Here is a 26,046-nt window from a genome sequence, read left to right as displayed (position 1 = left end):
AGCGAATTGAGCCAGTAGAACGGGTCAAAAATGTGAAGCTGATGGGTGGAAGGGAACATTTCCTTATGATACATCATGGATTCTTCAAGACATCGTCATGATTGCCGACAACCCGCAAGAAAATTGTGTCATCTATTATTTCAAAAATTACCCTGTGGAAGTCATCTATTCTTGCTTCCCAGATACCGCTGCTGCCTTTTACTTTTTTTTGTGTGTAGGAGAACGACGGGTATCTAATATTCTTTGACAGGAGCGCTATATTTAAGCCTCTTCAACAAATCCTTTATAGTGCCATCACCAATAGGTGGAATAAGCTTTGTTTTTCTGGTAAGCTATGAGACGTTTTAACTCAGGAATACCATGGACAATTTCGACGTCATAGTCATTGGTGCAGGTCATGCAGGGTGTGAGGCTGCGCTTGCCGCAGCCCGGATGCAGGCAAAGACACTCCTCCTGACAATCAATTTAGACCATATTGCATTCATGTCCTGCAATCCTGCCATAGGAGGGCTGGGCAAAAGCCATCTCGTGAAAGAACTCGATGCCCTCGGCGGTGAGATGGCAAAAAATATCGACGCAACGGGTATCCAGTTCCGTATTCTCAACATGAAAAAGGGGCCTGCTGTCCGTTCAACCCGCATCCAGGCAGACAAAATGAAGTACGCCCTTCGAATGAAAAAAGTACTTGAAGAGCAGGAAAACCTCCATATACGACAGGGTATTGTGGAGAAGCTTCTCGTAAACGACGACACTGTAACCGGTGTGGAAACGCAGTGGGGAGAAAAGTTCTTCGGGAAAAGCGTCGTAATAACAACCGGGACATTTCTGAGAGGATTAATCCATATCGGGCTTGAACATTTCGAGGCAGGGAGAATGGGGGATTCCCCGTCAGTGGGTCTCTCTGTCTGTCTGAAGGAACTGGGCTTTAATATGGGACGTTTAAAGACCGGGACATGTCCGCGGCTGGACGGGAAGACAATCGACTTTTCAAAGCTCGAACCGCAGCACAGTGACGATCCCCCGAAACCATTCTCCTTTCTCACAGCATCAATCGATAACAGGCGCATGCCCTGTTATCTCACCTACACGAACAGCAATACCCATGAAGCGATACTGGCAGGATTAGACAGGTCACCACTCTATACGGGAAAAATCAAGGGGACAGGAGTCAGATATTGCCCCTCCATTGAAGATAAGATAGTACGCTTTAAAGACAGGGAGCGACACCGCATCTTCATGGAACCTGAAGGGCTCGATACGATGGAATATTATCCGAACGGCCTTTCAACAAGTCTCCCCCTCGATATTCAGACAGCAATGCTTAGAAGTATTCCAGGCCTTGAGCATGTTGAGATTACAAGACCCGGTTATGCCATCGAATATGACTTTATTTATCCTACACAACTTTATCCGACCCTGGAAACAAAGCTTATAAAAAATCTCTATCTTGCCGGCCAGATTAACGGAACCACCGGCTATGAAGAGGCCGCTGCCCAGGGCTTGATGGCTGGCATCAACGCTGCCCTGAGGGTACGAGGGGACAATATATTCTGCCTGAACAGAGACGAGGCATACATCGGTGTAATGATCGACGACCTTGTGACAAGGGGAGTTGATGAACCCTATCGGATGTTTACTTCAAGGGCTGAACACAGGTTGTTTTTAAGAGAAGATAACGCAGATTTGAGGCTCACCGAAAAAGGATATGCCGTGGGTGTTGCGCACAAGGAACGTTATGAAAAGGTTCTTGAAAAGAAACAAAAAATTCACAGCACACATGAGATACTCAGGTCGATACGGCTGAAGCCAACAAAAGAAACAAAAGAGATGCTTAAGACTCTCGGCCTTGAAACTATTAAAAACCCCTTAACGCTCGAAGAACTCCTCCAAAAACCCGAAATGACTGTGAACGAGCTGAAACGGATCGATCCCCAGTTTAACTTCATCGAGGAAGATATTGCTTATCAGGTGGAGTTAAATGTAAAATACCGGGGCTATATTGAGAGACAGCATGACATGGTGAAAAAGACAAAAAAGCTTGAAGACACAAAAATCCCCCCTGACATTCCGTACGGGGATGTTTCCGGTCTCTCGAAAGAGGTGATTGAAAGGTTTACAAAGGTTAAACCCTTCACGCTCGGGCAGGCATCGCGGATTCCAGGCATAACCCCCGCGGCAATTACTGCTCTCATGATTCATTTTAAAAAAACAGGGGTGCTGTGAAAAGCAGCGTTGAGTGTCGAGTGTTGAGTTGGGAAACATGGAGAATACTGAACGGTGAGCGGAGATTACAGTGGAAGATAACAAAAGGTTTACTACAGAGTGGCTCATATCTCAGGACGTCGATGTCTTCGGCACAGGTGACATGTCCAGCTATGACAGGGAACTCTTAGGGCTGGACGAATCAGCAAGGGAACGGTTACCATTTGCCATATCTTTTGGCCTTGTATTGTCAAAGGGCATACTGGATACCATCATTGACGGACCCCATCTATTATACCTGCATCACTACCGGCAGTTGAATTACAGACTTGATATGATTGGCTATTTTTTATCCAAGGAGATTGAAAAGAAGGGGTATAAAGCCCTGCCCTTTGCTGCATCCCAGTTAATAGACTGGCAAAACCAAAAGGCGCACATTTCACACAAGCATATCGGGATCATTTCAGGTATCGGTTGGATTGGCAGAAATAACCTTTTAGTTCATCCCGTCTTTGGCTCCCATGTAAGGTATAATACGGTACTTACCGATATGCCGCTTATTGCTGACAGGGCATTAGACAGGGATTGCGGTGAATGCATGGCGTGTATTGATACATGCCCTGCAGGGGCAATCAAAGATGCGCCATCAGAATTTGACCATCAAGGATGTTACAATATGCTCACACACTTTAAAAACAAAAGGAACCTCGGTCATCATATCTGCGGCATATGCATAAAGGCCTGCAAGGGAAAACGATGAAGGCGCTTATTGCACTTGAAGACGGGACAATCTTTGAAGGAAAGAGCTGCGGCATAGAGGGTGAAAAAGAGGGCGAGATTGTCTTCAACACCAGTATGACCGGTTACCAGGAGATTATGACAGACCCCTCTTATAAAGGACAGATCGTTACCATGACCTGTCCGCTCATCGGCAACTATGGAATAAATAATGAGGATGTGGAATCCAGCAGTCCGAAGGTGGAAGGTTTCATCATAAGGGAATTAAGCAGGATCACAAGTAATTACCGGGCCACAGACGACCTTGCAAACTACTTTATAAAACACAACATAATAGCCGTTGAAGAAGTCGATACGCGCGCCCTTACGAGACACATACGTGCGAAAGGGGCAATGAAGGGCATTATATCAACAACAGACTTGGACCCAACAAGCCTTATCAAAAAGGCAAAGGCATCGAAGGGGATTGTAGGTATAGATCTGGTAAAAGAGGTAACGTGCAAGGAACCTTATGATTGGAACAACGACGAAGATATTCAAGGGTCAGGGGTCAGGGTTCAGGGTTTTTTAAATCCGCAATCCCGGGTACCCGCTTGCGGGTGCCAAAATCCGCAATTAAAGGTTGTTGTTATGGACTTCGGGGTGAAACTCAACATTCTAAGGATGCTCGGGAAGGTTGGTTGTCACGTCGCTGTAGTCCCAGCACATACAAAGGCAGATGATATTTTAGCCATGGAGTGCGATGGAGTGCTTCTCTCCAACGGTCCAGGTGACCCTGAAGGCATTCCGTATGCAATAGGGGAAATTAAGAAGCTTCTCGGAAAAATCCCCATATTTGGCATCTGCCTTGGCCAGCAGTTACTCGGCCTTGCCTATGGCGGAAAAACATACAAGCTCAAATTCGGACACAGGGGCGCAAACCAGCCCATAAAAGAATTAGATACCGGCAAAATTTATATAGCATCTGAAAACCATGGTTTTGCTGTTGATATGGACTCGATAAAACATGAACCCGTGAGGGCCACCCATATTAACCTTAACGACAATACGATTGAAGGGATTGAGCATGAGGCATATCCCGTTTTTTCCGTCCAATACCATCCGGAGGCCTCTCCTGGACCCCATGATTCGTATGGACTTTTTGCAAAATTCAAAGAAATGATGGAAGAATTCAAGAAAATGACGAAACGGTGAATGGGAGAAACGGAGATTGTAAAGATATTTGTCGCCGATACGCCGGTTCGCCGGTTCGCCGGTTCGGTTAAATAAGAGGTAACTATGCCCAAAAGAACTGACATAAAAAGCATACTGCTCATTGGCTCAGGTCCTATTATCATCGGCCAGGCATGTGAGTTTGACTATTCAGGAAGCCAGGCATGCAAGGCGCTCCGCGAGGAAGGGTACAGGGTAATCCTCGTTAACAGTAACCCTGCTACAATTATGACAGACCCTGATATGGCAGAGAGGGTTTATATAGAGCCACTCACCCCGGAGGTCCTTGAGGAGATTATAAAAGTAGAAAAGCCTGATGCGATTCTCCCCACCATAGGCGGCCAGACCGGTCTCAACCTTGCCACCATTCTCTCGGAGAGGGGGATTCTCGAAAAATACGGCGTTGAACTCATCGGGGCAAATTACAAGGCCATCAGGAAGGCTGAAAACAGGGAAGAATTCAAGGCAGCCATGGAAAAGATCAACCTCGAAGTGCCAAAAAGCGGCCTTGCCCACAATATGGACGATGCAAGAAAGATTGCAAAAGATATCGGCTTCCCTCTGATTATCAGGCCAAGTTACACCCTCGGCGGCACGGGGGCCGCTGTTGCATACAACATTGAAGAGTTCGAAGTCCTTGCCCTGCGGGGGCTCGAAAGCAGCATGACAAGTGAAATCCTCGTTGAAGAATCGGTAATCGGCTGGAAGGAATACGAACTGGAAGTCATGAGGGACAAAAAAGATAATGTCGTCATTATCTGCTCAATCGAGAATTTTGACCCCATGGGGGTACACACAGGCGACAGCATAACGGTCGCTCCGGCACAAACCCTCACCGACAAGGAATATCAGTTCATGCGTGACGCTGCCATTGAAATAATAAGAGAAATTGGCGTTGAAACCGGGGGTTCGAATATTCAGTTTGCAATCAATCCGGATGACGGCCGTATGGTTATCATAGAAATGAACCCGAGGGTGTCGAGGAGTTCTGCCCTCGCATCCAAGGCAACCGGTTTCCCCATAGCAAAAATCGCTGCCAAGCTCGCCATAGGCTATACCCTCGACGAGATACCCAATGATATTACAAAAAAAACACCTGCCTCCTTCGAACCGACCATTGATTATTGCGTTGTAAAGGTGCCTCGTTTTACCTTTGAAAAATTCAAAGGGGCGGATGAGACCTTAACCATCCAGATGAAATCGGTTGGTGAAGCAATGGCCATAGGAAGGACATTCAAAGAGGCCCTTCAGAAAGCGTTCAGGTCCCTCGAGGTAGGGGTTTTCGGGATAGCGGATGACCGCCTGCCGGGGATTCTGAACCATGACATTATAAGGAGGAAGCTGATAACCCCTAACAAGGACAGGATATTCTATCTCCGTCACGCCTTTATAGCGGGTCTGGACATAGAAGAGATATTCAATCTGACAGGGATAGACAGGTGGTTCCTGAAGAATATAAACGAGATTGTTGATTTTGAGTTGGAATTAAAAACATATAAGGATGGCCTTACAGAAGATATAATGCTCAGGGCAAAAAAATATGGTTTTTCGGACAAGCAGATAGGCAATATACTGGGGTTAGATGAGCCCGAGGTTCGAAAATGGAGATTAGAGAGGAGCATTAAGGGTGTTTTCAAGCTGGTCGACACATGCGCTGCGGAATTCGAGGCATATACGCCCTATTACTACTCAACGTATGAAAAAGAAGACGAATCCAGGGTATCGGCAGAGAAAAAAATAATGATTTTGGGCGGGGGTCCTAACAGGATTGGGCAGGGCATAGAATTTGACTATTGTTGTGTCCATGCAGCATTTGCCTTAAAAGAACTCGGATATGAAACAATAATGGTAAACAGTAACCCTGAAACAGTAAGCACTGATTATGACACGTCAGACAAATTATATTTTGAGCCCCTTACCTTTGAAAATGTCCTCGATATTGCAGAAAAGGAAAAACCTGATGGCGTGATTGTGCAATTCGGAGGCCAGACGCCGCTAAATCTTGCCGTTCCTTTACAAAAAGCAGGTGTAAGGATTATAGGCACAACACCTGAAAGCATTGACGTTGCAGAAGACAGAGATAAATTCAAGAATCTCCTGAAGAAACTTAACCTTACGCAACCGGAGAACGGCATAGCCGCATCTTTTAAAGAAGCGAAGGAGGTGGCAGACTCTATTGGCTATCCGGTTGTGGTTAGACCATCCTATGTCCTTGGCGGGAGAGCGATGGAGATTGTCTATTCTGATGATGACCTGATAAACTTTATGGAAAAGGCAGCGGAGGCTTCCCCCGGAAAACCCATTCTCATAGATAAATACCTTGAAGACGCCATAGAGATAGACGTTGACGCCGTTGCAGACGGGGAAAAATGCATCGTTGCCGGTATAATGGAACACATAGAAGAAGCAGGTATCCATTCAGGCGACAGCGCCAGTGTGCTCCCGCCTTATTCTCTTGATGACAACATTATCGAGAGGATAAGGATATATACCCGCAAGCTCGCAATGGAACTCAATGTTATCGGGCTTATGAATATCCAGTATGCTGTGAAAAATGATATCATTTATGTGCTGGAAGTCAACCCGAGGGCCAGCAGGACAGTGCCCTTTGTGAGCAAGGCAACAGGGATTCAGTGGGCAAAGGTAGCCGCAAAATTGATGGTAGGCATGAAACTGAAGGATTTAGGAATAGAAAAAGAGGTGGATATAAAACATATTGCAGTAAAAGAATCTGTTTTCCCCTTCAACAAATTTTACGGAGTTGATACCATTTTAGGTCCAGAAATGAAGTCAACAGGTGAAGTAATGGGCATTGATCAGAATTTCGGTGCGGCATTCCTGAAATCCCAACTTGGCGCAGGGCAGAACCTCCCCTCAGAAGGCAATGTCCTTTTAAGCGTAAAAAACAAAGACAAAAGAAATATTGTTTTTATTGCGAAGAAACTTTCCGATTTAGGCTTTAGAATACATGCAACGAAAGGTACCGGTAAGATTCTTATCAATAACGGTGTTGATGTGAAATTTGTGAATAAGGTCTCAGAAGGGAGGCCACATATCGTGGATATGATAAAAAATAGCGCCCTCCACCTCATCATTAATACACCAAGCGGCAGGCATCCTAAAATAGACGAAATATCAATCCGGGCAAATGCAGTGCAGTACAAAATCCCTTACACAACAACCTTATCAGGTGCACAGGCGGCAGTGAATGCCATTGAAAGCATGAAAAAAGGAAACATCCACGTGAAGGCCCTACAGGATTACTACCTTTAAAATCAGGGTTCAAGGGTTCGTGGGTTCAAGGGTTCCAGTGGTCCACTCGGACCCTCGACCCCTCTGGTTTTATGCTTTTATGTCTTTTATCTTTCTCTTAACAATCTTCCCCTTATCTTTCGGGAAATCTGCTTTCAAATAAACATTTTTCGGAAATATTTTTTCTATCTGTCCTTCCATTTCTTTCTTTGCAAAGGTAAATTTTACCTTATCACCTACGTTCATTCTCTCCTCCGTTTTTGCTAACACCTTTAGATTCTGTTTTTGCCTCAGCCTTAGTTTCTGCCTTAGTTTCTGCTTTTGCCTCAGGTGAAGCTGCTGCAGCGACATCCTTTTTTGTTTCAGCTTTCTCTGTATCTTTCTTCCCATTATCAGAATGGGCGCTTTTACCAACTGTATCTACGGGTTTCTTATAATCAGTTGCATACCACCCTGTTCCTTTCAACTGGAAGGAACAGTTGGAAATCAGCTTATTAAGAACTCCTCTGCAGAATTTGCACTCTCTCAAAGGGTTATCACTAATCTTCTGAAATATTTCGAACCGTTTACCACAGTTTGAACACTCATATTCATAAATTGGCATTTCTAACCTCCAAACACGATAAAAATCGTTTTAATAAATATAACTACTGTACAACCCATCGTCAAGGTTATTAAGGTCAAATGAACAGTCTATTGCAGGGGCTATTTATTCTCAGCCTTCACTAATACTGCATATTCAAACCCGTCGAGAAGGGCCATAAAGGATGCCATGTTTATGTTCTCGGCAATCTCTGATACACTCCATATTTCCAGCCCGTCGGTAAACACAATGGACACCTCCACTTTCGCAGAAGTACCTGACCGTGCATCGTGTACACGCGCTGAGTAATCAACAAGTTTCACTCCCTGAATAACCGGAAAGATGGAAGAAAGAGACTTTTTCAGTACATTGGCAAGTGCATCAACAGGTCCCACACCCGTTGATGCTTCATGCATCTCGTCGTTATCCGTTTTTATGATGACCGTTGCCTCCGGTCTCAGCCCATCATCAATAAGCCTGTAAGTGCCTACAACCTCGAAAGGTTTTCGGTATGTTTCCAATGAGCGGAGAATATTCAATTCTTTCGTTGCGTCTCTGGTATTCAATAACCTTTTCAAACTTCCTTCTCCTTTAATTCTTCTTAATTATTCGCAGGCTAAAGCCTGCGGCTACCATGCCCTTTGACTCTCAAAGCCTGCGGCTATCTTCGCCGATACGCCGTCACGCCGATACGTTCTCTTCATTCCGCGTTGCTCGGTCGGCCTTCTCCTCTTCGATCAGCAGTTTGTAATCAATCCCGTCAACAAGAGCCAGCCAGCTTGCTTCAATGATATTTTCCGATACGCCCACGGTACCCCATGAACGTTTTCCGTCACTGCTCTCAATAAGCACCCTCGTGACCGCCTGTGTCCCGTCTTTGGTAGACAACACCCTCACCTTGTAGTCCACAAGTTTCATCTCTTTCAATTCAGGATAAAATTTATACAGGGCCTTCCTTAATGCATTATCCAGTGCATTTACAGGGCCTTTACCAAGCGCTGCCGTATGCTCTATCCTTTCGCCGACCTTAACCATGATAGTCGCCTCAGAAACGGGGTGGTCTTTTTCCTTCTTTTCCATTATGACCTTAAAACCGATAAGGTCAAAATACTTCCTGTGAATACCCAGCGTCTTCTTAATAAGAAGTTCCAGCGACCCTTCCGCCCCTTCGAACTGATACCCGTACATCTCGAGCTGTTTAACCTTTTTCAGCACATCTTTTGCAAGTTTTTTGTCCTTCTCGATATCGATATTAAATTCCCTGGCCTTATATATGATGCTGCTCTCGCCTGAGAGGTCGGAGATAAGGACCCGTTGAATGTTCCCCACCATTTCAGGCTTGATATGTTCATAGGTCTCGGGATTCTTTCTTATAGCGCTTACATGTATCCCGCCCTTGTGGGCAAAGGCGCTCTCACCAACGAATGGCCTGTGCTTATCAGGGATAAAATTCGCCATCTCGTCCACAAAAAGGCTTAAACCCCTTAAATGGGCAAGCTTATCTTTTTCGATGCCTTCGCACCCCATCTTGAGAATCAGGCTCGGTATAATGGAGCAGAGATTGGCATTCCCGCACCGTTCACCATAACCGTTCACAGTGCCCTGTACGTGGCTGCAACCCGCCCGGACAGCCATTAATGTATTGGCAACACCCAACTCCGAATCATTATGAGTATGAATCCCGAGTTTTGTATGAATAATATCCCGGACTTCCTGCGTAACAGCATAGACCTCAAAAGGCATGCTCCCTCCGTTTGTATCACAGAGGATTACAGCATCTGCCCCTGCATCCGCCGCAACCTTAATAACTTTCTTTGCATAGGCCGGGTTCTTTTTGTACCCGTCAAAAAAATGCTCTGCGTCAAAGAATACAACCTTACCGCGTTGCTTTAAATAGGCTACAGTCCTCTCAATCATCTTCAAATTCGTGTCAAGGCTCACCTTGAGGGCATCCCTTACATGTAAATCCCAGCTTTTGCCCACTATGGTGACGTATTCTGTATCAGCTTCAAAAATAGCCTTTACAATCTCATCTTCTTCAGGATTGGCGTTGGCCTTCATGGTGCTGCTAAAGGCAACGATTTTTGCATTTTTCAGGGCGAGTTTCTTGATTTCCTTAAAATACAGGAGGTCTTTCGGGTTTGAACCAGGCCACCCGCCCTCAATGAAGTGTATGCCGAACTCGTCGAGCCTTTCTGTAACCCTCAGTTTATCGCTGAGGGAAAAGGCAATATCTTCCGACTGAGCCCCATCACGCAATGTGGTATCGTAAAAATCAATTTTCATTTCTCTTCCGCAACATGCTCGACATCAAGCCCGAATGTTTTATGAAGAACCCGTACAGCAAGTTCTCCGTATTTACTCTCTACTACACAGGAGATTTTAATCTCCGATGTGGTTATTGCCTCAATGTTTATACCCTCTTTTGAAAGGGCAGAAAACATTTTCGATGCAACCCCTGCATGCGACCTCATTCCTAATCCAACAATTGACACTTTGGCTATATTCTCGTCTATCGCCACACCGCCTGCTCCTATTGCAAGGGCAGCCTCTTCCGTAACCTTAAGGGCTTTCTTCCCGTCTGCTTTTGCAACGGTAAACGTGATATCCGCTAAATTATTACGACTCACGTTCTGGACTATCACATCTATCACGATGTTTGCATCGGATAGGGCGCCAAATAGCTGAGCTGCAATGCCTGGTTTGTCAGGCATTCCGGCAATGGTTATTTTTACTTCATTCTTATTATAAGTAACACCTGTAACTTCCAATCTTTCCATATCTGAAACCTCCTTACATACTAATGTCCCTTCACCGTCCGTGAAGGAAGATTTTACAAGAATTGGTACATTATATCTCGCAGCAAATTCAACAGACCTTATCTGCAAAACTTTTGCCCCGAGGCTTGCCATTTCAAGCATTTCTTCATATGATATCTTATCAAGTCTTCTTGCCCGATCGCATACATTCGGGTCTGCCGTATACACACCATCCACATCCGTATATATTTCACAAAGATCTGCGTCAAGGGCTGCAGCCAATGCCACTGCCGATGTATCCGATCCTCCTCTGCCCAGGGTTGTAATATTACCTTTTTCATCCACACCCTGAAAACCGGGGACAACCACAACTCTGCCCTTGTTTAACTCTGACATAATCTGGTTCTTGTCTATATGTGAAATCCTTGCCTTTGTAAAACTGGAGTCAGTAACAATTTTTGCCTGATGCCCGAGCAGTGAAACGGCATCACAGAACATAGTCTTTAATGTAATGGCAAGAAGCGCAGAAACCACCTGTTCACCGGTAGAAATCAGTACATCAACCTCCCTTTCATCAGGGAATTTATTAATACTGTGTGCCAGGTTGAGCAGCCTGTCTGTCTCGCCGGCCATAGCAGAAACAACCACAACGATATCATTGTCTTCTTCCCGGTACGCGATGATCCGTTTTGCTATGCTCTTTATCCTTTCAAGATCAGCTACCGATGTACCTCCATACTTTTGCACAATAAGCATTTTTTACCTCCATTATAAATTAGCGTGGAGCGTTTAGCATAGAGCGTTTAGTTTTAAATCCTCTACGCTATAGATTACTTCACGCATAATGCTGTCTATTTCATGGTTTAACAATCAATATTCTCCGTTCCTCTTCTCCCGCTACTTCAATCTCAACCCTTATCACACCGTTCCACCACGTTGCCCTTTCAGCCCATTCTACCACAACTATGCCGCTTTGAAGAAATTCTTCTACCTGAAGGGCCTCAATTTCATCTCCTTCGATCCTGTATAGGTCGACATGACACATGTCAAGGGCTGAGCCTTCGTACACATTCATGAGGGTGTAGGAAGGGCTTACCACATACTGCCAGTCTTTTACCCCTATGCCCCTTGCAATACCTTTTGCGAACTGGGTTTTTCCGGCGCCAAGCTCACCGTAAAGCGCATAAAGGTCGCCCTGTTTTGCATTTTTGCCAGTGTATTCGCCTATATCCCATGTTTCAGAGGGATTTTTCGATATAAATTCTTTCCTTTCCATCCTTTATCGCCCTTATTGCGTCACCCAATCCGGAAAGCAAATCACCGGCAAGGAGATCTATATCCGTATTTGTTTCAACCCAGCTATCCGCAAGATACCCGTGAAGGTACATGCCCAGCAGGGATGCCTCTGTGGGGGTGTATCCCTGGGAAAGAAATCCCCCTATAAAACCGGTCAGAATGTCTCCGCTTCCACCTTTTGCCAGGGCCGGATTGCCGGTAGGGTTTATATATATCTCTCCGTCAGGGCTGAAAAGAATTGACCTGGCCCCTTTCAATACAAGATATACGCTGGTATCTTCAACAAACCTCCTGCCCACGGTCATCCTGTCTTCGTTTATCGCTTTCGGAGAAAGGCCAATAAGGCGGCCGAGTTCTCCGGGGTGTGGAGTCAGCACAGTATTTCTTTTTGTACCCTTGAGAACATCCATGTGACCCTGGAATGCATTTATTCCATCGGCATCAATCACAAAAAGCTTATCAATTTCAGTATAGAGCTTTCTTACCAGTTCCATTGTTTCCGGGTTCTGTGAAAGACCGGGCCCCATAATGATCACATCTTTGTCTTCCACAAACTCCCTTACCTTTTTATATGAAGCCATTGTGAAAAAACCTGTTCCCTTATCCTCAACAGGATATGTCATGACCTCTGTAAGTTTCGCCTCCATTATGTCATTGAGGCTCGCAGGTATGAGAAGTGTTACCAGCCCCGCACCAACCTTCAGGGCAGCCAGTGAAGCCATATAGGCTGCGCCTGTCTTGCCGGGCGATCCTGCGATGACAGCAGCATGGCCATAGATACCTTTGTGTGACCAGGGAAGCCTTTCTTTTATACATCTTCTCAGCATATCACCATCAACAAGTTGCGCATCAACGCCGAGTACGTCCTCTACGAGGACTGGTATAGAAATATCAATAACCGTCAATCTTCCCGTATGATCCCCGCCCGGATAAAAAATCTGGCCGAGCTTCGGATAGGCATAGGTAAACGTATGGGTTGCCTTGATGGCGCACTCCAGGGGAGCCCCTGTCTTTCCGTCGATTCCTGACGGAATATCGATGGCCATAACGGGCTTGCCTGACCGATTAATTTCCTCGATGACAGTCTTTTCCTTCCCCTCTACAGCCTTTGAAAGGCCTGTCCCGAAGATGGCATCCACTATGATATCGGCATGTTTAACACCCATTTTTATGGCATTAAAATCGTTTTCAACCTCAACAATCTCCCCCTGAAGGGATTCATAAAGGTTCATATTCAGAGCAGCGTCTCCTTTCAAATCACCTTTCTTGCAGAGAAGAAAAACCCTGACGCGGTAACCATCCCTCATGGCATATCTGCCGACTACAAACCCATCGCCGCCGTTGTTTCCCCTTCCGCAGACGATTACGATGCGTTTTTTTCCGGCAAGATAACGCTCTTTGATGAGCCTGTATGTATTCCGGCCTGCATTCTCCATAAGTACAGCCGATGGGATCCCCCATGTCTCAATTGCATATTTATCATACTTCGCCATCCGTTCAGGTGACAGCACCTTCATAACTACTCCCCTCTTTTCCCTTTGTTTTGTTGAATCGGCGTATCGGAGTATCGGCGAACCGGAGAAATTCTTATCTGCTTTGTGTTTATCATATTTGTTTGCCCTGACATTTTCGCCGTTTCGCCGTTTCGCCGGCTCTCCGGCACGTTTTTTGTCATTTAAATCACCACCACCGACACAGCATATTCCCGTTCGTGTGATATGCTTATCCCGTCATACCGTGTCCCGTGAAACTCTATATAGGGCCTTCCTCTGCTCTGCAGCACATTAATATCTTTCCACGCCAGCCTCCTGCCAATGGCCTTCATGAATGCCTCCTTTGCAGCGAACCGCCCTGCAAAGGATTCGTCTGCCCTCTTTCTTTGTGTTGCATATGCAATTTCTTCCCCGGTGAACACCTTATCCAGAAACCTGTCCCCGTATTTTTCCACTACATCTGTTATCCGTGATACATCAACTATGTCAATACCAACCATCACTCTCCACCAATTCATCGATTACATTCCGACAAAATACCACACATACTGTCGGTTGTTAAACGACATATTTTATCATCAAGTGATTAACTTGAAAAGGCAAATTCACATCAGTGCATCAATGCCAGCATATCCCTCACTGCCCTGTCGAGTCCTGTGAAAATGGCACGCGCGATGATACTGTGACCTATGCTTAACTCGTCAATTTCGGGTATTGCAACGATTTCGCTTAAATTATGGTAGTGCAATCCATGGCCGGCGTTTACTCCGAGCCCCAGTTCCTTCCCTCTTTTTGCAGCGTTTACAACCTTTTTTAACTCTTTATCGCATATCATCTCGTTTTTAGCATCACTGTAAGCGCCTGTATGAATTTCAATCATATCCGCCTTGATTTTGTGGGATGCAATAATCTGTTCCTCTTCGGGGTCAATAAAGAGGCTTACCTTGATGCCCTTTTCTCTGACCTTTTCTATAACTTTCTTTATCTTTCCGGAAAGACCGGCCACATCAAGCCCGCCTTCTGTTGTCAGTTCCTCCCTCTTTTCCGGTACGAGGGTAATCATATCCGGTTTAATCTCCCTCGCGATACCGACCATCTCGTCTGTTGCAGCCATTTCAAGATTGAGTTTTGTCTTAACTACCCCTCTCAGAATTTTCACATCCCTGTCCTTTATATGACGCCTGTCCTCTCGCAAATGGATGATAATCCCTGATGCCCCTGCCATCTCGGCAATTCCTGCGGCATATACAGGATCGGGATAATATATGCCTCTCGCCTCTCTCAACGTTGCAACATGATCTATATTCACCATGAGCTTTTTCATCACTGCCTCCTTAACACAACCTTAACAGTTTCCGGTTTTACCTTCCTTACCAACATATCCTTAATATCCAGAGGAATCTCAATGATTTCTTCATCGGCCACGAAATTCCCGTCCACTGGAATTGTTTCTATAGAATGTATTTTTTCCAGCGATTCTTTTGATCCCTCCACAAGGGCATATTGCGGTGACCACGATTTTATTTTATAAATACCTGTCCATTTTTTGTCCAATGTTATAATGGTTTGCAATCTCTTTTCCATAATCCTGTCCAATTCTATCGCAACAAAGTCCGGTTTCAATGCTCCAACCTTAACACCCTTCGGTGTCTTAACATCGGTTTCCTGCAATGTGAACACATGGCGACCCTCTTTCACATCACTCAGGTTTAACGTTAATCTTATATCACGTGCACGAATGCCTTTGAGTATTGACACAGGGCCATCTACCGTAATAAGCACCTCTTCATTTTCAATCTTTTTAATGATAAACTCTTTGCCAAGCTTATCAACACCAATTTTTACAGAAAAACCCATCTTTGACTCACCCATATATGACACTGCAAACCAGAGCATGGCGGCAAGAACGAGGGATAGCACCTTTAGTTTGAAATCCTTGAATATGTATTCTTTAAGTAAGTCTAACACGTTCCCTTCTTCCCCTCGAACCCTTTCCTACTGCAAATTCCAATAATCAAATAACAATATACAAACAACCAATCAAACCAATTCAACTAATCAAACCAATATTAACCCTTCCCCATTTCATTCATCCCAGATGTTCCTTCAACGCCCTCTTCAACTCTTCACCGCTCATGTTCGTAAAAATATCTCCCCTGAAGGCATACGACAACTTCCCGCTCTCTTCTGAAACAACAACCGCAAGAGCATCTGTCACTTCAGTAATACCTATGGCCGCTCTGTGCCTTGTTCCAAAACGCTTATCAATATCACCTTTTAACGCCAGGGGAAGAATACAGCCTGACGCCCGTATCCTCCCCTCCCTTATTATCATTGCGCCATCGTGCAACGGTGATTTCTGCTGGAAAATACTTATTATTAATTCTGCATTCACCTCTGCGTCAAGCATAATACCTATCTCCATAAATTCTTCGAGGCCAATCTCACGCTCAACAACTATCAATGCACCTGTCTTCTTCTGCCCCATCGCAACACATGCATTTGACAGTTCATCATAAAACAACGTTTCCTTAACATAACTGATCTTTTTAAAGAATGGGCTTCTTCCGATAGCAAGGAGGATTCTCCTGATGTCGCTCTGAAAGATAACCACTATGATAAGTACGATAGAGCCTACAAAATTATTCAGTATCCATCCAACGGTAAAAAGCTCGAATTTTTTTGAAAAATAAAAGAAAAAGAACACGATGATGAACCCGATAATAATCTGTACCGCCCTCGTCCCTTTTATAAAGACAAATGTCCGGTATATGATGAACGCAACGAGCAATATATCTAAAATGTCCTGCCATCTCAGTGATTGGATCATAGCTTTAACCTTCAGCTTTCATTATTGCACATACAAGCTGCACTACCTTCCGTGCACTTTTAACGTCATGTACCCTTACTATGTCTGCACCGTTCCATATCGATACGGCGACACTCGCCAGCGTGCCTTCCATTCTCTCCTCCAGCGGCGAATCGGTGACGTGCCCGATAAAAGATTTCATTGAAGTGCCGATGAGGAGAGGCATTTCCAGCTCCTTGAATGCCTTAAGGTTTTTTATAATTGCAAGGTTGTCCTGAACCCTCTTTCCAAAACCGATACCTGGATCAAGGATAATACGTTCATTGGCTATTCCATGTTTTTGTGCAAATTCGATCCGCTCTCTGAAAAATGCCTTTATTTCAGAAATTACATCTTCGTAATGGGGATCTTTCTGCATATTCCCCGGTGTCCCTTTTATATGCATAACAATGGTCTGCACACCGAACTCACACACAGTATCCGCCATGTCTCTGTCGAATGAAAGTCCGCTGATGTCATTCACTATATCAGCCCCTGCATTGCAGGCTTCTCTGGCAACTTTTGCCTTGTATGTATCTATGGAAATAATGCTATCAGACCGGGCTCTTATGCCCTCGACAACCGGGATTACCCTTTTCAATTCTTCTTCAATTGGAACAGGCTCAGAAAAAGGCCGTGTGGACTCGCCGCCAACATCAATAATATCAGCCCCTTCATCGATCATTAAAAGGGCATGTCTTATTGCTTCTTCAGTTGTATTGTGCTTCCCCCCGTCAAAAAAGGAATCAGGTGTAATATTCAAGACCCCCATGATAAGCGGTCTATCTTTCCACGCTATCACCCTCTCCATTCATACTGTCCTTAATTATGGTATCTATCTCCTGACCATCGAGCGTCTCTTTGTCCAGAAGGGCATTTGCTATAGTATGCAATGCATTTATTTTTTCAACAAGGAGCCTCTTTGCCCTATCGTAACAATTCGTTACCAGCTTTCTCAATTCTTCATCTATTTCCTGGGCGGTGCTTTCACCGAAATCCCTGTGTCTCCCGATCTCCCTTCCAAGAAAGATATGTTCCTCATTTTTCCCGTAATTGAGGGGTCCGAGCTTTTCACTCATACCCCATTCACATACCATTTTTCGCACAATCACTGTTGCCCTTTCGATGTCGTTACCCGCCCCTGTGGTCATATGATTGAGAACAAGTTCCTCTGCTACCCTCCCGCCAAGCAGGATAGTGACATTATCAAGGAGGTATTCCCTTGAGTAGGTATGCCTTTCATCGATAGGAAGCTGCTGTGTAATGCCGAGAGCCCTCCCCCTCGGTATTATGGTAACCTTATGGATCGGGTCTGCATCGGGTATCATTTTCGCGACAAGGGCATGTCCGGCCTCATGATATGCAGCGTTTTTCCTCTCCTGTAACGGTATTATCATACTTCTTCGTTCAGCGCCCATGAGGACCTTGTCCTTGGCATGTTCGAAATCATCCATTTCAATCTCTTTTTTCTCGCGCCTTGCTGCTACAAGGGCAGCCTCATTGGCAAGGTTTGCAAGATCTGCCCCTGAAAAACCGGGCGTTCCCCTTGCTATGATTGAAAGATCAATGTCTTTTGCAAGGACAATTTTACGTGTATGGATACCTAAAATAGCCTCTCTCCCCTTCACGTCAGGAGTAGAAACGACAATTTGCCTGTCAAACCGTCCGGGTCTTAACAATGCCGGATCCAGGACATCGGGCCTGTTCGTTGCCGACACAACGATAACCCCTTCGTTAGACTCAAAACCATCCAGTTCAACGAGAAGCTGATTTAATGTCTGCTCTCTCTCGTCATGCCCGCCACCGAGACCTGCGCCCCTGTGTCTTCCAACGGCATCTATCTCATCAATGAATATGATGCATGGTGCGTTCTTCTTGCCCTGATTGAAGAGGTCCCTCACACGGGACGCACCGACACCGACAAACATTTCCACAAAATCAGAACCGCTTATATTGAAGAAAGGCACGTTGGCCTCCCCGGCAATTGCCCGCGCAAGCAAAGTTTTTCCTGTACCCGGCGGACCGACAAGAAGTACGCCTTTCGGTATTCTCCCGCCAAGTTTTGTAAATTTCTTTGGATCTATGAGGAATTCGATGATCTCCTCGAGTTCTTCCTTGGCCTCTTCAACACCGGCCACATCCTGAAAAGTAACCTTATTCTCCTTGCTTGTGGATAACCTGGCCCTGCTTTTTCCAAAGGCCATGGCCTTGCCCCCGCCGCCCTGCATCTGTCTCATGAAAAAGATCCAGACACCTATGAGGAGGAGCATGGGGAACCATGAAATAAATATATTCTGCCACATGCCCGAATCATCGTCAGGTTTGGCGTTGATTTTCACACTGTGTTCCCTCAGCATCTTCATCAGCTCAGGGTCGTCAGCGGCATAGCTCTTAAACTCCTTACCGTTTTTGTATGTCCCCAGGATATTTTTACCCTGAATGGTTACGGAGATTATATTGTTGGATTGCACAGCCTCGACAAAGTCACTAAATATGATGGTGTCATAGACCTTTTTCGGCTTATAGTAAACATTAAATATAAAAAGACCAAAAAGGACGATAAATAACCATATGAAAAGATTCCTGTTTAATGGATTGGTATTAGGATTTTTCGTCACGCATCTTTATTACCACAAAACCCCTTTGTTATCAACCTATTTAAACAGATACCAAAGTTTTGCTTGACTTGAACGCGTAAAATGTATTAATTTAAGCAAATTTTTAACAGGGTGACGTTCGAATGAAAACATATTTTCCAAAAGAAGGCGAATTAATTAAGAATTGGTATCTGGTAAATGCAGAGGGGGCCGTTCTCGGCAGACTGGCAGCAAAAGTTGCTGCCATATTAAGAGGAAAAACCAAACCTACATATACACCACATGCTGACACAGGTGATTTTATTATTGTTGTAAATGCTGAAAAAGTGAAGCTTACCGGCAACAAGCTGTCTCAAAAAACGTACAAAAGACACAGCGGTTACCCGGGAGGGTTGAAGGTTGTAAATGCAAAGACTATGCTTCAAAAAAAACCGGAAGATATTATCCTCATCGCAGTAAAAGGCATGCTTCCGAAGAATAGTCTTGGAAGACAGATGTTAAGCAAACTGAAAGTGTATAAGGGGGCTGAACATCCCCATAAAGCCCAAATGCCAAAGGAATTAGAGATAAAGGAGGTAACCGGTGCCTGAAAAGAGGTACTATGCTACCGGCAAGAGAAAAACTGCAGTAGCAAGAGTGTGGATAAAACAGGGTGAAGGAAATTTCGTTATAAATGGAAGAATTCTCAATGACTATTTTCCTGTTGAAAACTTAAAGATTATGGTGAATAAGCCACTTGTGCTCACCGGTAATTCAGGAAAATTTGATGTTGTTGCAAATATCTATGGCGGTGGCATTCCTGCCCAGGCATGGGCATTGGCTCACGGCATCGCAAAAGCACTGCTGGAGTTTAATGCAGGCTTGAGAATAACTCTCAAAAAGCAGGGGCTCATTACAAGAGACCCACGGGCAAAAGAGAGAAAGAAATACGGCAAAAAGGCCGCGAGGGCAAGCTTCCAGTTCTCAAAGAGATAATCTCTCCCATGTGGAATGTTGGTATTATAGGGGCAACCGGATATACAGGGATTACCCTTATCTCCCTGCTCCTTACCCATCCCCTGGTAAAAATAACACTCATAACATCCAATACATACAAAGGCAGGAAGGTATCGGATATATTTCCGCTCCTGAAAGGCCTTTTCGAGGAAACGCTTGTCCCAACCGATGAAGACCATCGGGGTAAATGCGATGTGTACTTCCTGTGCCTCCCCCATGGGACCTCCATGGAAACAGCAAAAACCCTCTATAACGATAAAGCAGTCATCATCGATCTGAGCGCCGATTTCAGGTTCGAAGACCTCAACATCTATGAAAAAACCTATGTGACACATACCGCACCGGAACTTGCCCGGCAGGCTGTTTTCGGTCTCCCGGAACTTTACAGGGATAAAATAAAAGGCGCTAAAATGATCGGCAATCCTGGCTGCTACCCTACTTCTGCCATACTGGCGCTCTATCCCCTTTTAAAAGAAGGTCTTCTGACCGGGGACATCTTTATTGACTCAAAATCAGGGGTAAGCGGCGCAGGCAGGGAGACAAAGATTGGGAGTCTCTTTTGCGAGGTATCTGAGGGTTTCAGGGCTTACAACGTAGGTATACACCGCCATGAGCCGGAAATACAGAAAGAGGTAAAGAAGTTTCAGGACCTGCAGATCATGTTTACGCCACATCTTTTGCCTATGAACAGGGGTATCCTTTCAACAACATACAGCAGATTAAAAAGCCCGCAAACAACCGGGAACATTCTGGAATTATACAGGACAACTTACAAAAAGGAGCCCTTTGTCAGGGTCATGGACGAGGGGGCATATCCGGACACGAGGTTTACCCGATTCTCAAACTTTTGCGATATAGGTCTTAAAACCTTCGAAGACGGCAGAATCGTCATTGTTTCCACCATCGACAACCTCATTAAAGGCGCATCAGGCCAGGCCATTCAGAACATGAATGTGGCCCTGGGGATTGATGAAGCCCTCGGCCTGAAAATCGTTCCTCAGTACCCCTGATTTTTAGAGGTCCTTTAAAAACAGCCAAATATGTGCTATACTTAATACATGAAACCGATTTGCACAAACCGGAAGGCATATCACGAGTATCATATTGAAGAAACCTTTGAGGCGGGACTTATGCTTACAGGAACAGAGGTAAAATCGCTCCGTGAAGGAAAGGCCAACCTGAAGGATAGTTATGCAAAAATCAAGGACGGAGAGCTTTTCCTCGTCAATGCCCATATAAGTCCCTATTCATGTGGTAATATTTACAACCATGAGCCGAAAAGGGATCGAAAATTGCTGATGCACAAGAGGGAGATCAACAGGCTCTTCGGAAAGGTTAAGGAGAGGGGCTACACGATAGTAGCACTTACCATGTATTTCGATAAAAGGAACAGGGCAAAGATGCAAATCGCCCTGGCAAAAGGCAAAACCCTCTACGATAAGAGGGAAAGTATAAAGCGGAAGGACGAAAAGCGGCTTACTGAACGGGAAATGAGGTTCAGGTGAAACTGAACGCTAACAACAAGGGGGCGACTGGCTTCGACAGGGATGCAAGGGTCAAAGAGGCATGCCGGGTTACTGCTTACCCGAAATTAAGCGGAACTAACATAACTGCAGACTCTAACGAGTACGCACTAGCCGCTTAGTCGCGGCTACATCATCCGGACTTTCCGCCTGCTTTAAGTCCGGTATGGTGTAATGCAAGCAGGATAGTTCAGCCTGAAGCCTATAGGGCGGGATGAAATTAATAGGCTGGAATGATGAAAAACCTGTCAGCGGGTGTTTCACCGTTCGAGACCCAAACCACTGACTAAGCATGTAGGCTTTTTGAAGTCTTCTTTTCTGGACGCGGGTTCGATTCCCGCCGCCTCCACCATTATTTTATAATAATATCAATAAGTCAGTTTTTCGATGAAAAAGGCAATTCCTGCAAAGCATAGCTGGTTAATATGGTTTGTGTGTCTCCTCGTCATGAGCGTAGCCGCAGGCTGGTATGTATCACATTATCTTGGGAACATAGCAAAAAAGGAAATTATTGATGGGAACGAGGCCTCTACAAATACTCTATCTATACTTCTGAACGCCGAATTCAGTAACATGGAGGGAGCTGTGAAAGCCCTCGCCGGTTCCCCATGGATCGCCCCCGCATTGATGACAAAACGCACAGGCGATATTGAACATGCCTACTCGGTGCTGGTAAGATATAATACGGCGGTGGATGCCACAGTGAGTTATCTCATGGACAGCGCGGGGACGACCGTCGCATCATCGAACCGCAACGACCCGGACAGCTTCGTCGGTCATTCCTATGCCTTCCGGCCCTACTTCAAGGAGGCTGTCCTGGGCAATACCTTCAGTTATCTTGCTGCGGGAACTACATCCCGAAAAAATGGTTTTTATTCAAGCGCACCGGTTATGGATGACCAGAAGAATATCCTTGGCGTTGTTACGGTTAAAAAAGAACTCCATGGCATTGAAGCCCATATGAGAAAATTCCCTCACTGTTTTCTCATTGACGCAAATGGGATCATCTTTCTTTCCAGCAAGCCCGATATGACCTTCAAGAGCCTGTGGCCTGTAAACAGGGAGGTTGAAAAAAAGCTCCTTGCTTCAAAACAGTTCGGCGAAAGGCGCTTTGACGCCGTCATGGATCTGGAGATAACCGATGGAATGGATGCAACCCTTGACGGAAAGGGTTTTATTGCGTCACGAAAACACATCAACCTTGGAGGATGGTCCATCGTCCTGATGACACCCAGAGATAGAATCAATGTATACCGTCTGACAGGTGTTCTGACGGCAGGGTTTATTTTTCTTCTAATTGCTATACCTCTCATCATCCACTACAGGACAGTAAAATTAATAGAAAACATCCGGCAAAGCGAGGAGCGTTATCGTTCACTTTTTGAAAACATGCTGGATGGGTTCGCATATTGCAAGATGCTGTATGACGAACAGGGCCGCCCTGTGGATTTTGTCTATCTCGATGTCAACGAAGCCTTTGAGCGGCTGACAGGACCGAAAGATGTGGTGGGGAAAAAAGTCTCTGAGTTGATACCAGGTATCAAAGAGTTGAACCCGGAATTATTTGATATCTATGGTCGGGTCGCCTTGACCGGCAAGACCGAAACGTTTGAGATTAACTTCAAGCCATTGGCAAAGCAGCTATCCGTATCGGTTTACAGCACGCAGAAGGGATACTTTGTGGCAGTGTTTGATGACATCACCGAGCGCAAGCAGTTTGAAGAAAAAATCATCTATGAACATAAGCGGCTTCAAATGCTGTTAGAGAGTGCGCCATTCGGCATTATGCTGGTTAGTGAGAATGGTTTAATTTCATATGTCAATCCAAAATTTACAGAGATATTCGGTTATGAGCCGGATGAAATTCCTGATGGAAAAACGTGGTTTAAGAAGGCATATCCTGATGCAGAATACAGAAAAAGCGTAATCTCTACATGGATAGACGATATGAAGGAAATAACACCCGGAGAGAAAACCCCTCGACTTTTTACTGCCACCTGCAAGGACGGGACAAAAAAGTCTGCCAATATTATTACCGTGAAGCTTGAATCAGGGGAGTACCTTGTCACCTTTGAAGACCGCACGGAGCTTCAAAAATATCAGGAAAGCCTTGCATATTTCGCTATGCATGATGTGCTTACAGAGCTTCTAAACAGGCGTTCTCTGGAAGAGACCTTAAACCGTTCTATTGCCAGGGCAAAGAGGGGTAATATCAGTTCCCTCCTCTATATGGACCTCGACAACTTCAAGGACGTAAACGATACGTTAGGACACAGTACCGGCGATGAAGTTCTCATCACCCTTACCGGCATCCTCAAGGAAGCGTTGAGGACCGAGGATATCGTCTTCCGTTTAGGCGGCGATGAATTCGCCGTGTTCCTCGAAGGGATAGACGGCAAGGAAGCTCTCCTGGCGGCAGAACGTTTGCGTGCTTCCGTTGAAGCGTATCGTTTAGAACTGGACCACCGGGTATTCCCTTTAAGCCTGAGTATCGGCCTTGTAGAGGTCAACGGGACAGCCGGGGCTGGCGAGCTCCTCTCTAAAGCTGATACCGCTATGTATGCAGCAAAAGAGCAGGGAAAAAATAGAGTGATAATTGCAACATGAATAAAGTGCAGACAGAAACCGGATTGTTGAGCTATATAAGAACTTTTGCCGATAATGGTCTATCTCAGAAAAGGCATTCGTACTTCTTTTCGGTTATACCCTTTATCAGTGATCTTTCCTCAGTTGTCCTTCAAGATGATCAAGGGCAATCCTTAACGTTTTACATGGTTCTTTTATGCCCTTTTCAACACAGGCAATATAGTTGCCGCTGGCACCAACTAATGAGCCCAATTTTCTCTTTGACAATCCACAGGTTTTTCTCAGTTCCTTAATTGTATCAGGTGTCCATGATGACATTACTGACATATCTATGTATTATCAACTATTTTCAGTGTTTGTCAACATATTATGGGATTTATAGATTCCCACGGGCTCGCCCGCGGGAATCTACCCAGCGAGTAGCGCGAGCGAGAGGGGGAGGCCGGGGCACCCGCTTGCGGGTCGTGGCTTTGCCTGTGGAGGGGGTGACGCAAGCTCCTGTAATAGAGAACTATACAAGAACGGATGCTGTCTTGACTCACCATATAAATTCTGTTAATGTTAACTTAGAAATCTAAAAACCATGACAAAACAATCGGGCTGGAAGCAAAGATCAAAGGAAAACATAAAAGAGATATTCGAGTTTTGCGAAGGGTATAAGGGGTTTCTCGATCTGGCCAAGACAGAGAGAGAAGCGGCAAGACTGATAGAAAACACCCTCATCAAAAAAGGGTTCAACGATGATTTCAGACATGAGAATACATACATGATCAATAAAGGTAAGACTGTTTTTGCCTTTATGAGAGGGAAATCCCCACTCACTGAAGGATTGAATATCATCGCAGCCCATATAGATGCACCGAGGCTTGACCTGAAACAGAATCCGCTCTTTGAAGACGTTGACCTTGCCCTCCTTCGTACCCATTATTACGGAGGAATCAAGAAATATCAGTGGGTTGCAATACCCTTAGCCCTCCACGGGGTTGTTATAAAAGCAGACGGAACAAAAATTGAGCTCTCCATAGGAGAAGAAGACAGCGACCCTGTATTCGTTATCGATGACCTGCTGCCGCACCTTTCACGAAAAGCCCAGGATGAAAAAAAACTATCAGAGGCAATAGAAGGGGAAAAGCTTGCGGTTCTCTTCGGCAGCATCCCCCTTGTGGGCGTTGAGAAAGAGGGAGTAAAGAAAGGCATACTCAAGCTTTTGCATGACCGGTACGGCATCATGGAAGATGATTTCATCAGCGCCGAACTGGAGGTCGTGCCTGCCTTTAAGGCAAGGGACGTCGGCATCGACCGGAGCATGATTGGCGCTTACGGCCAGGATGACAGAGCCTGTGCATATACACTCCTCGAAGCGTTCTGCGACACCTGTGACCCGGGCCGTTCATGTCTTGCAATCTTTACAGATAAAGAAGAGATAGGCTCAGAAGGCGATACAGGCATGCAGTCCAATGCCCTTCAAATATTTTTATACAACATCCTTGAAGGTATGGATCTGAAAGCAGATGAGGTAACGGTGAGAAAGATGCTCTTTAAATCAAGGGCTGTTTCGGCTGATGTGAACGGCCCCGTAAATCCCATGTACCAGGATGTACACGAAAAACAGAACGCCTGCTATCTCGGCCGCGGCATTTGCGTGACAAAGTTTACCGGTCACGGCGGTAAGGGTGGCGCAAGCGATGCCCATGCAGAGTATGTCGGTGAAATACGAAGGCTCTTTGACAGAGAGGACATACTCTGGCAGACCGGCGAGCTCGGGAAAATCGATCAGGGTGGAGGTGGAACAGTAGCGAAGCATCTTGCCGTTTACGGCATGGATATTATCGACTGTGGCACCCCGATCCTCACCATGCATTCCCCCTTCGAAGTATCAAGCAAGCTCGATGTATACGAAACATACAGGGCTTTTCATGTCTTTTTCAAATCGTAACTAAACCATATGGAGGCACCATAAA

24 protein-coding genes and 1 other RNA gene are annotated in these 26,046 nt (G+C 45.4%); 11 read left to right on the top strand and 14 right to left on the bottom strand.

The window, feature by feature from the left end; all coding sequences use genetic code 11:
• Positions 1 to 360 precede the first annotated feature (360 nt).
• From mnmG to carB, 4 genes are all read left to right on the top strand, one after another.
• A complete protein-coding gene (mnmG, locus tag NTX75_07800; protein ID MCX5816131.1) occupies positions 361 to 2,223 on the top strand; it encodes a tRNA uridine-5-carboxymethylaminomethyl(34) synthesis enzyme MnmG in 1,863 nt (620 codons plus the stop codon).
• A 70-nt stretch (positions 2,224 to 2,293) separates the two neighbouring features.
• A complete protein-coding gene (locus NTX75_07795; GenBank protein MCX5816130.1) occupies positions 2,294 to 2,962 on the top strand; it encodes a hypothetical protein in 669 nt (222 codons plus the stop codon).
• Complete coding sequence (gene carA / locus NTX75_07790) at positions 2,959 to 4,134, top strand: glutamine-hydrolyzing carbamoyl-phosphate synthase small subunit (protein MCX5816129.1); 1,176 nt, start codon at positions 2,959 to 2,961, stop codon at positions 4,132 to 4,134. Before NTX75_07795 ends, carA begins: the two co-directional genes overlap by 4 nt.
• 84 nt (positions 4,135 to 4,218) lie before the next feature.
• Positions 4,219 to 7,425, top strand: a complete 3,207-nt coding sequence (carB, locus tag NTX75_07785; GenBank protein ID MCX5816128.1) for a carbamoyl-phosphate synthase large subunit — start codon at positions 4,219 to 4,221, stop codon at positions 7,423 to 7,425.
• Between the two features lie 69 nt (positions 7,426 to 7,494).
• On the opposite strand, the gene NTX75_07780 is transcribed toward carB, so the two are convergent.
• The 13 genes from NTX75_07780 to ftsH all read right to left on the bottom strand — a co-directional run bounded on the left by NTX75_07780 (position 7,495) and on the right by ftsH (position 19,001).
• On the bottom strand, positions 7,495 to 7,650 hold the full coding sequence (locus NTX75_07780; protein MCX5816127.1) for a hypothetical protein: 156 nt from the start codon (positions 7,648 to 7,650) through the stop codon (positions 7,495 to 7,497).
• Entirely contained in the window at positions 7,637 to 8,008 is a 372-nt protein-coding gene (locus tag NTX75_07775) for a zinc ribbon domain-containing protein (GenBank protein MCX5816126.1), read from the bottom strand. Before NTX75_07775 ends, NTX75_07780 begins: the two co-directional genes overlap by 14 nt.
• A 101-nt stretch (positions 8,009 to 8,109) precedes the next feature.
• Positions 8,110 to 8,565 (bottom strand): hypothetical protein, encoded by a 456-nt coding sequence (locus tag NTX75_07770; protein ID MCX5816125.1) that lies wholly within the window; start codon positions 8,563 to 8,565, stop codon positions 8,110 to 8,112.
• A 103-nt stretch (positions 8,566 to 8,668) separates the two neighbouring features.
• Positions 8,669 to 10,273 carry a citramalate synthase gene (gene cimA, locus NTX75_07765; GenBank protein MCX5816124.1) on the bottom strand — a complete coding sequence of 535 codons (1,605 nt, stop codon included), beginning with the start codon at positions 10,271 to 10,273 and terminating at the stop codon, positions 8,669 to 8,671.
• Positions 10,270 to 11,502, bottom strand: coding sequence for an aspartate kinase (locus NTX75_07760; protein ID MCX5816123.1), 1,233 nt, complete (start codon positions 11,500 to 11,502; stop codon positions 10,270 to 10,272). The genes cimA and NTX75_07760 overlap by 4 nt, the downstream gene beginning before the upstream one ends.
• 100 nt (positions 11,503 to 11,602) lie before the next feature.
• Positions 11,603 to 12,022 (bottom strand): tRNA (adenosine(37)-N6)-threonylcarbamoyltransferase complex ATPase subunit type 1 TsaE, encoded by a 420-nt coding sequence (gene tsaE, locus NTX75_07755; protein MCX5816122.1) that lies wholly within the window; start codon positions 12,020 to 12,022, stop codon positions 11,603 to 11,605.
• The gene (locus NTX75_07750) at positions 11,985 to 13,559 is read right to left on the bottom strand and encodes an NAD(P)H-hydrate dehydratase (protein ID MCX5816121.1); all 1,575 of its coding nucleotides are present in this window, start codon (positions 13,557 to 13,559) and stop codon (positions 11,985 to 11,987) included. Before NTX75_07750 ends, tsaE begins: the two co-directional genes overlap by 38 nt.
• A 158-nt stretch (positions 13,560 to 13,717) precedes the next feature.
• Positions 13,718 to 14,053, bottom strand: a complete 336-nt coding sequence (acpS, locus tag NTX75_07745; protein ID MCX5816120.1) for a holo-ACP synthase — start codon at positions 14,051 to 14,053, stop codon at positions 13,718 to 13,720.
• Positions 14,054 to 14,145: 92 nt separating this feature from the next.
• Positions 14,146 to 14,859: a pyridoxine 5'-phosphate synthase gene (locus NTX75_07740; GenBank protein ID MCX5816119.1), complete on the bottom strand. Its 714-nt coding sequence runs from the start codon at positions 14,857 to 14,859 to the stop codon at positions 14,146 to 14,148.
• A complete protein-coding gene (locus NTX75_07735) occupies positions 14,859 to 15,503 on the bottom strand; it encodes a CdaR family protein (GenBank protein ID MCX5816118.1) in 645 nt (214 codons plus the stop codon). Before NTX75_07735 ends, NTX75_07740 begins: the two co-directional genes overlap by 1 nt.
• Before the next feature lie 121 nt (positions 15,504 to 15,624).
• Entirely contained in the window at positions 15,625 to 16,365 is a 741-nt protein-coding gene (cdaA, locus tag NTX75_07730) for a diadenylate cyclase CdaA (protein ID MCX5816117.1), read from the bottom strand.
• A gap of 4 nt (positions 16,366 to 16,369) precedes the next feature.
• Complete coding sequence (gene folP / locus NTX75_07725; GenBank protein MCX5816116.1) at positions 16,370 to 17,194, bottom strand: dihydropteroate synthase; 825 nt, start codon at positions 17,192 to 17,194, stop codon at positions 16,370 to 16,372.
• The gene (gene ftsH, locus NTX75_07720; protein ID MCX5816115.1) at positions 17,166 to 19,001 is read right to left on the bottom strand and encodes an ATP-dependent zinc metalloprotease FtsH; all 1,836 of its coding nucleotides are present in this window, start codon (positions 18,999 to 19,001) and stop codon (positions 17,166 to 17,168) included. The genes folP and ftsH overlap by 29 nt, the downstream gene beginning before the upstream one ends.
• Before the next feature lie 122 nt (positions 19,002 to 19,123).
• Here ftsH and rplM point away from each other — a divergent pair, with 122 nt between their 5' ends.
• The 6 genes from rplM to NTX75_07690 all read left to right on the top strand — a co-directional run bounded on the left by rplM (position 19,124) and on the right by NTX75_07690 (position 24,106).
• Positions 19,124 to 19,570 carry a 50S ribosomal protein L13 gene (gene rplM / locus NTX75_07715; GenBank protein MCX5816114.1) on the top strand — a complete coding sequence of 149 codons (447 nt, stop codon included), beginning with the start codon at positions 19,124 to 19,126 and terminating at the stop codon, positions 19,568 to 19,570.
• The gene (gene rpsI, locus NTX75_07710; GenBank protein ID MCX5816113.1) at positions 19,563 to 19,955 is read left to right on the top strand and encodes a 30S ribosomal protein S9; all 393 of its coding nucleotides are present in this window, start codon (positions 19,563 to 19,565) and stop codon (positions 19,953 to 19,955) included. The genes rplM and rpsI overlap by 8 nt, the downstream gene beginning before the upstream one ends.
• 8 nt (positions 19,956 to 19,963) lie before the next feature.
• Positions 19,964 to 20,986 carry an N-acetyl-gamma-glutamyl-phosphate reductase gene (gene argC / locus NTX75_07705; protein ID MCX5816112.1) on the top strand — a complete coding sequence of 341 codons (1,023 nt, stop codon included), beginning with the start codon at positions 19,964 to 19,966 and terminating at the stop codon, positions 20,984 to 20,986.
• A gap of 48 nt (positions 20,987 to 21,034) precedes the next feature.
• Entirely contained in the window at positions 21,035 to 21,481 is a 447-nt protein-coding gene (gene smpB / locus NTX75_07700) for an SsrA-binding protein SmpB (GenBank protein ID MCX5816111.1), read from the top strand.
• Between the two features lie 19 nt (positions 21,482 to 21,500).
• Positions 21,501 to 21,851, top strand: a transfer-messenger RNA (tmRNA) gene (gene ssrA / locus NTX75_07695).
• A gap of 35 nt (positions 21,852 to 21,886) precedes the next feature.
• The gene (locus NTX75_07690; GenBank protein MCX5816110.1) at positions 21,887 to 24,106 is read left to right on the top strand and encodes a diguanylate cyclase; all 2,220 of its coding nucleotides are present in this window, start codon (positions 21,887 to 21,889) and stop codon (positions 24,104 to 24,106) included.
• A 105-nt stretch (positions 24,107 to 24,211) separates the two neighbouring features.
• On the opposite strand, the gene NTX75_07685 is transcribed toward NTX75_07690, so the two are convergent.
• Positions 24,212 to 24,403, bottom strand: coding sequence for a hypothetical protein (locus NTX75_07685; protein MCX5816109.1), 192 nt, complete (start codon positions 24,401 to 24,403; stop codon positions 24,212 to 24,214).
• Between the two features lie 265 nt (positions 24,404 to 24,668).
• Between NTX75_07685 and NTX75_07680 the strand changes: the two genes are divergently transcribed.
• Positions 24,669 to 26,021: an aminopeptidase gene (locus tag NTX75_07680; GenBank protein MCX5816108.1), complete on the top strand. Its 1,353-nt coding sequence runs from the start codon at positions 24,669 to 24,671 to the stop codon at positions 26,019 to 26,021.
• Positions 26,022 to 26,046: the final 25 nt, after the last annotated feature.

It is taken from the genome of Pseudomonadota bacterium (genome assembly GCA_026388315.1).
In the GTDB taxonomy this organism is placed as follows: domain Bacteria; phylum Desulfobacterota; class Syntrophorhabdia; order Syntrophorhabdales; family Syntrophorhabdaceae; genus MWEV01.
The sequence above is the reverse complement of the archived record's forward strand: the minus strand, read 5'-3'. Positions and strand labels throughout refer to the sequence as shown.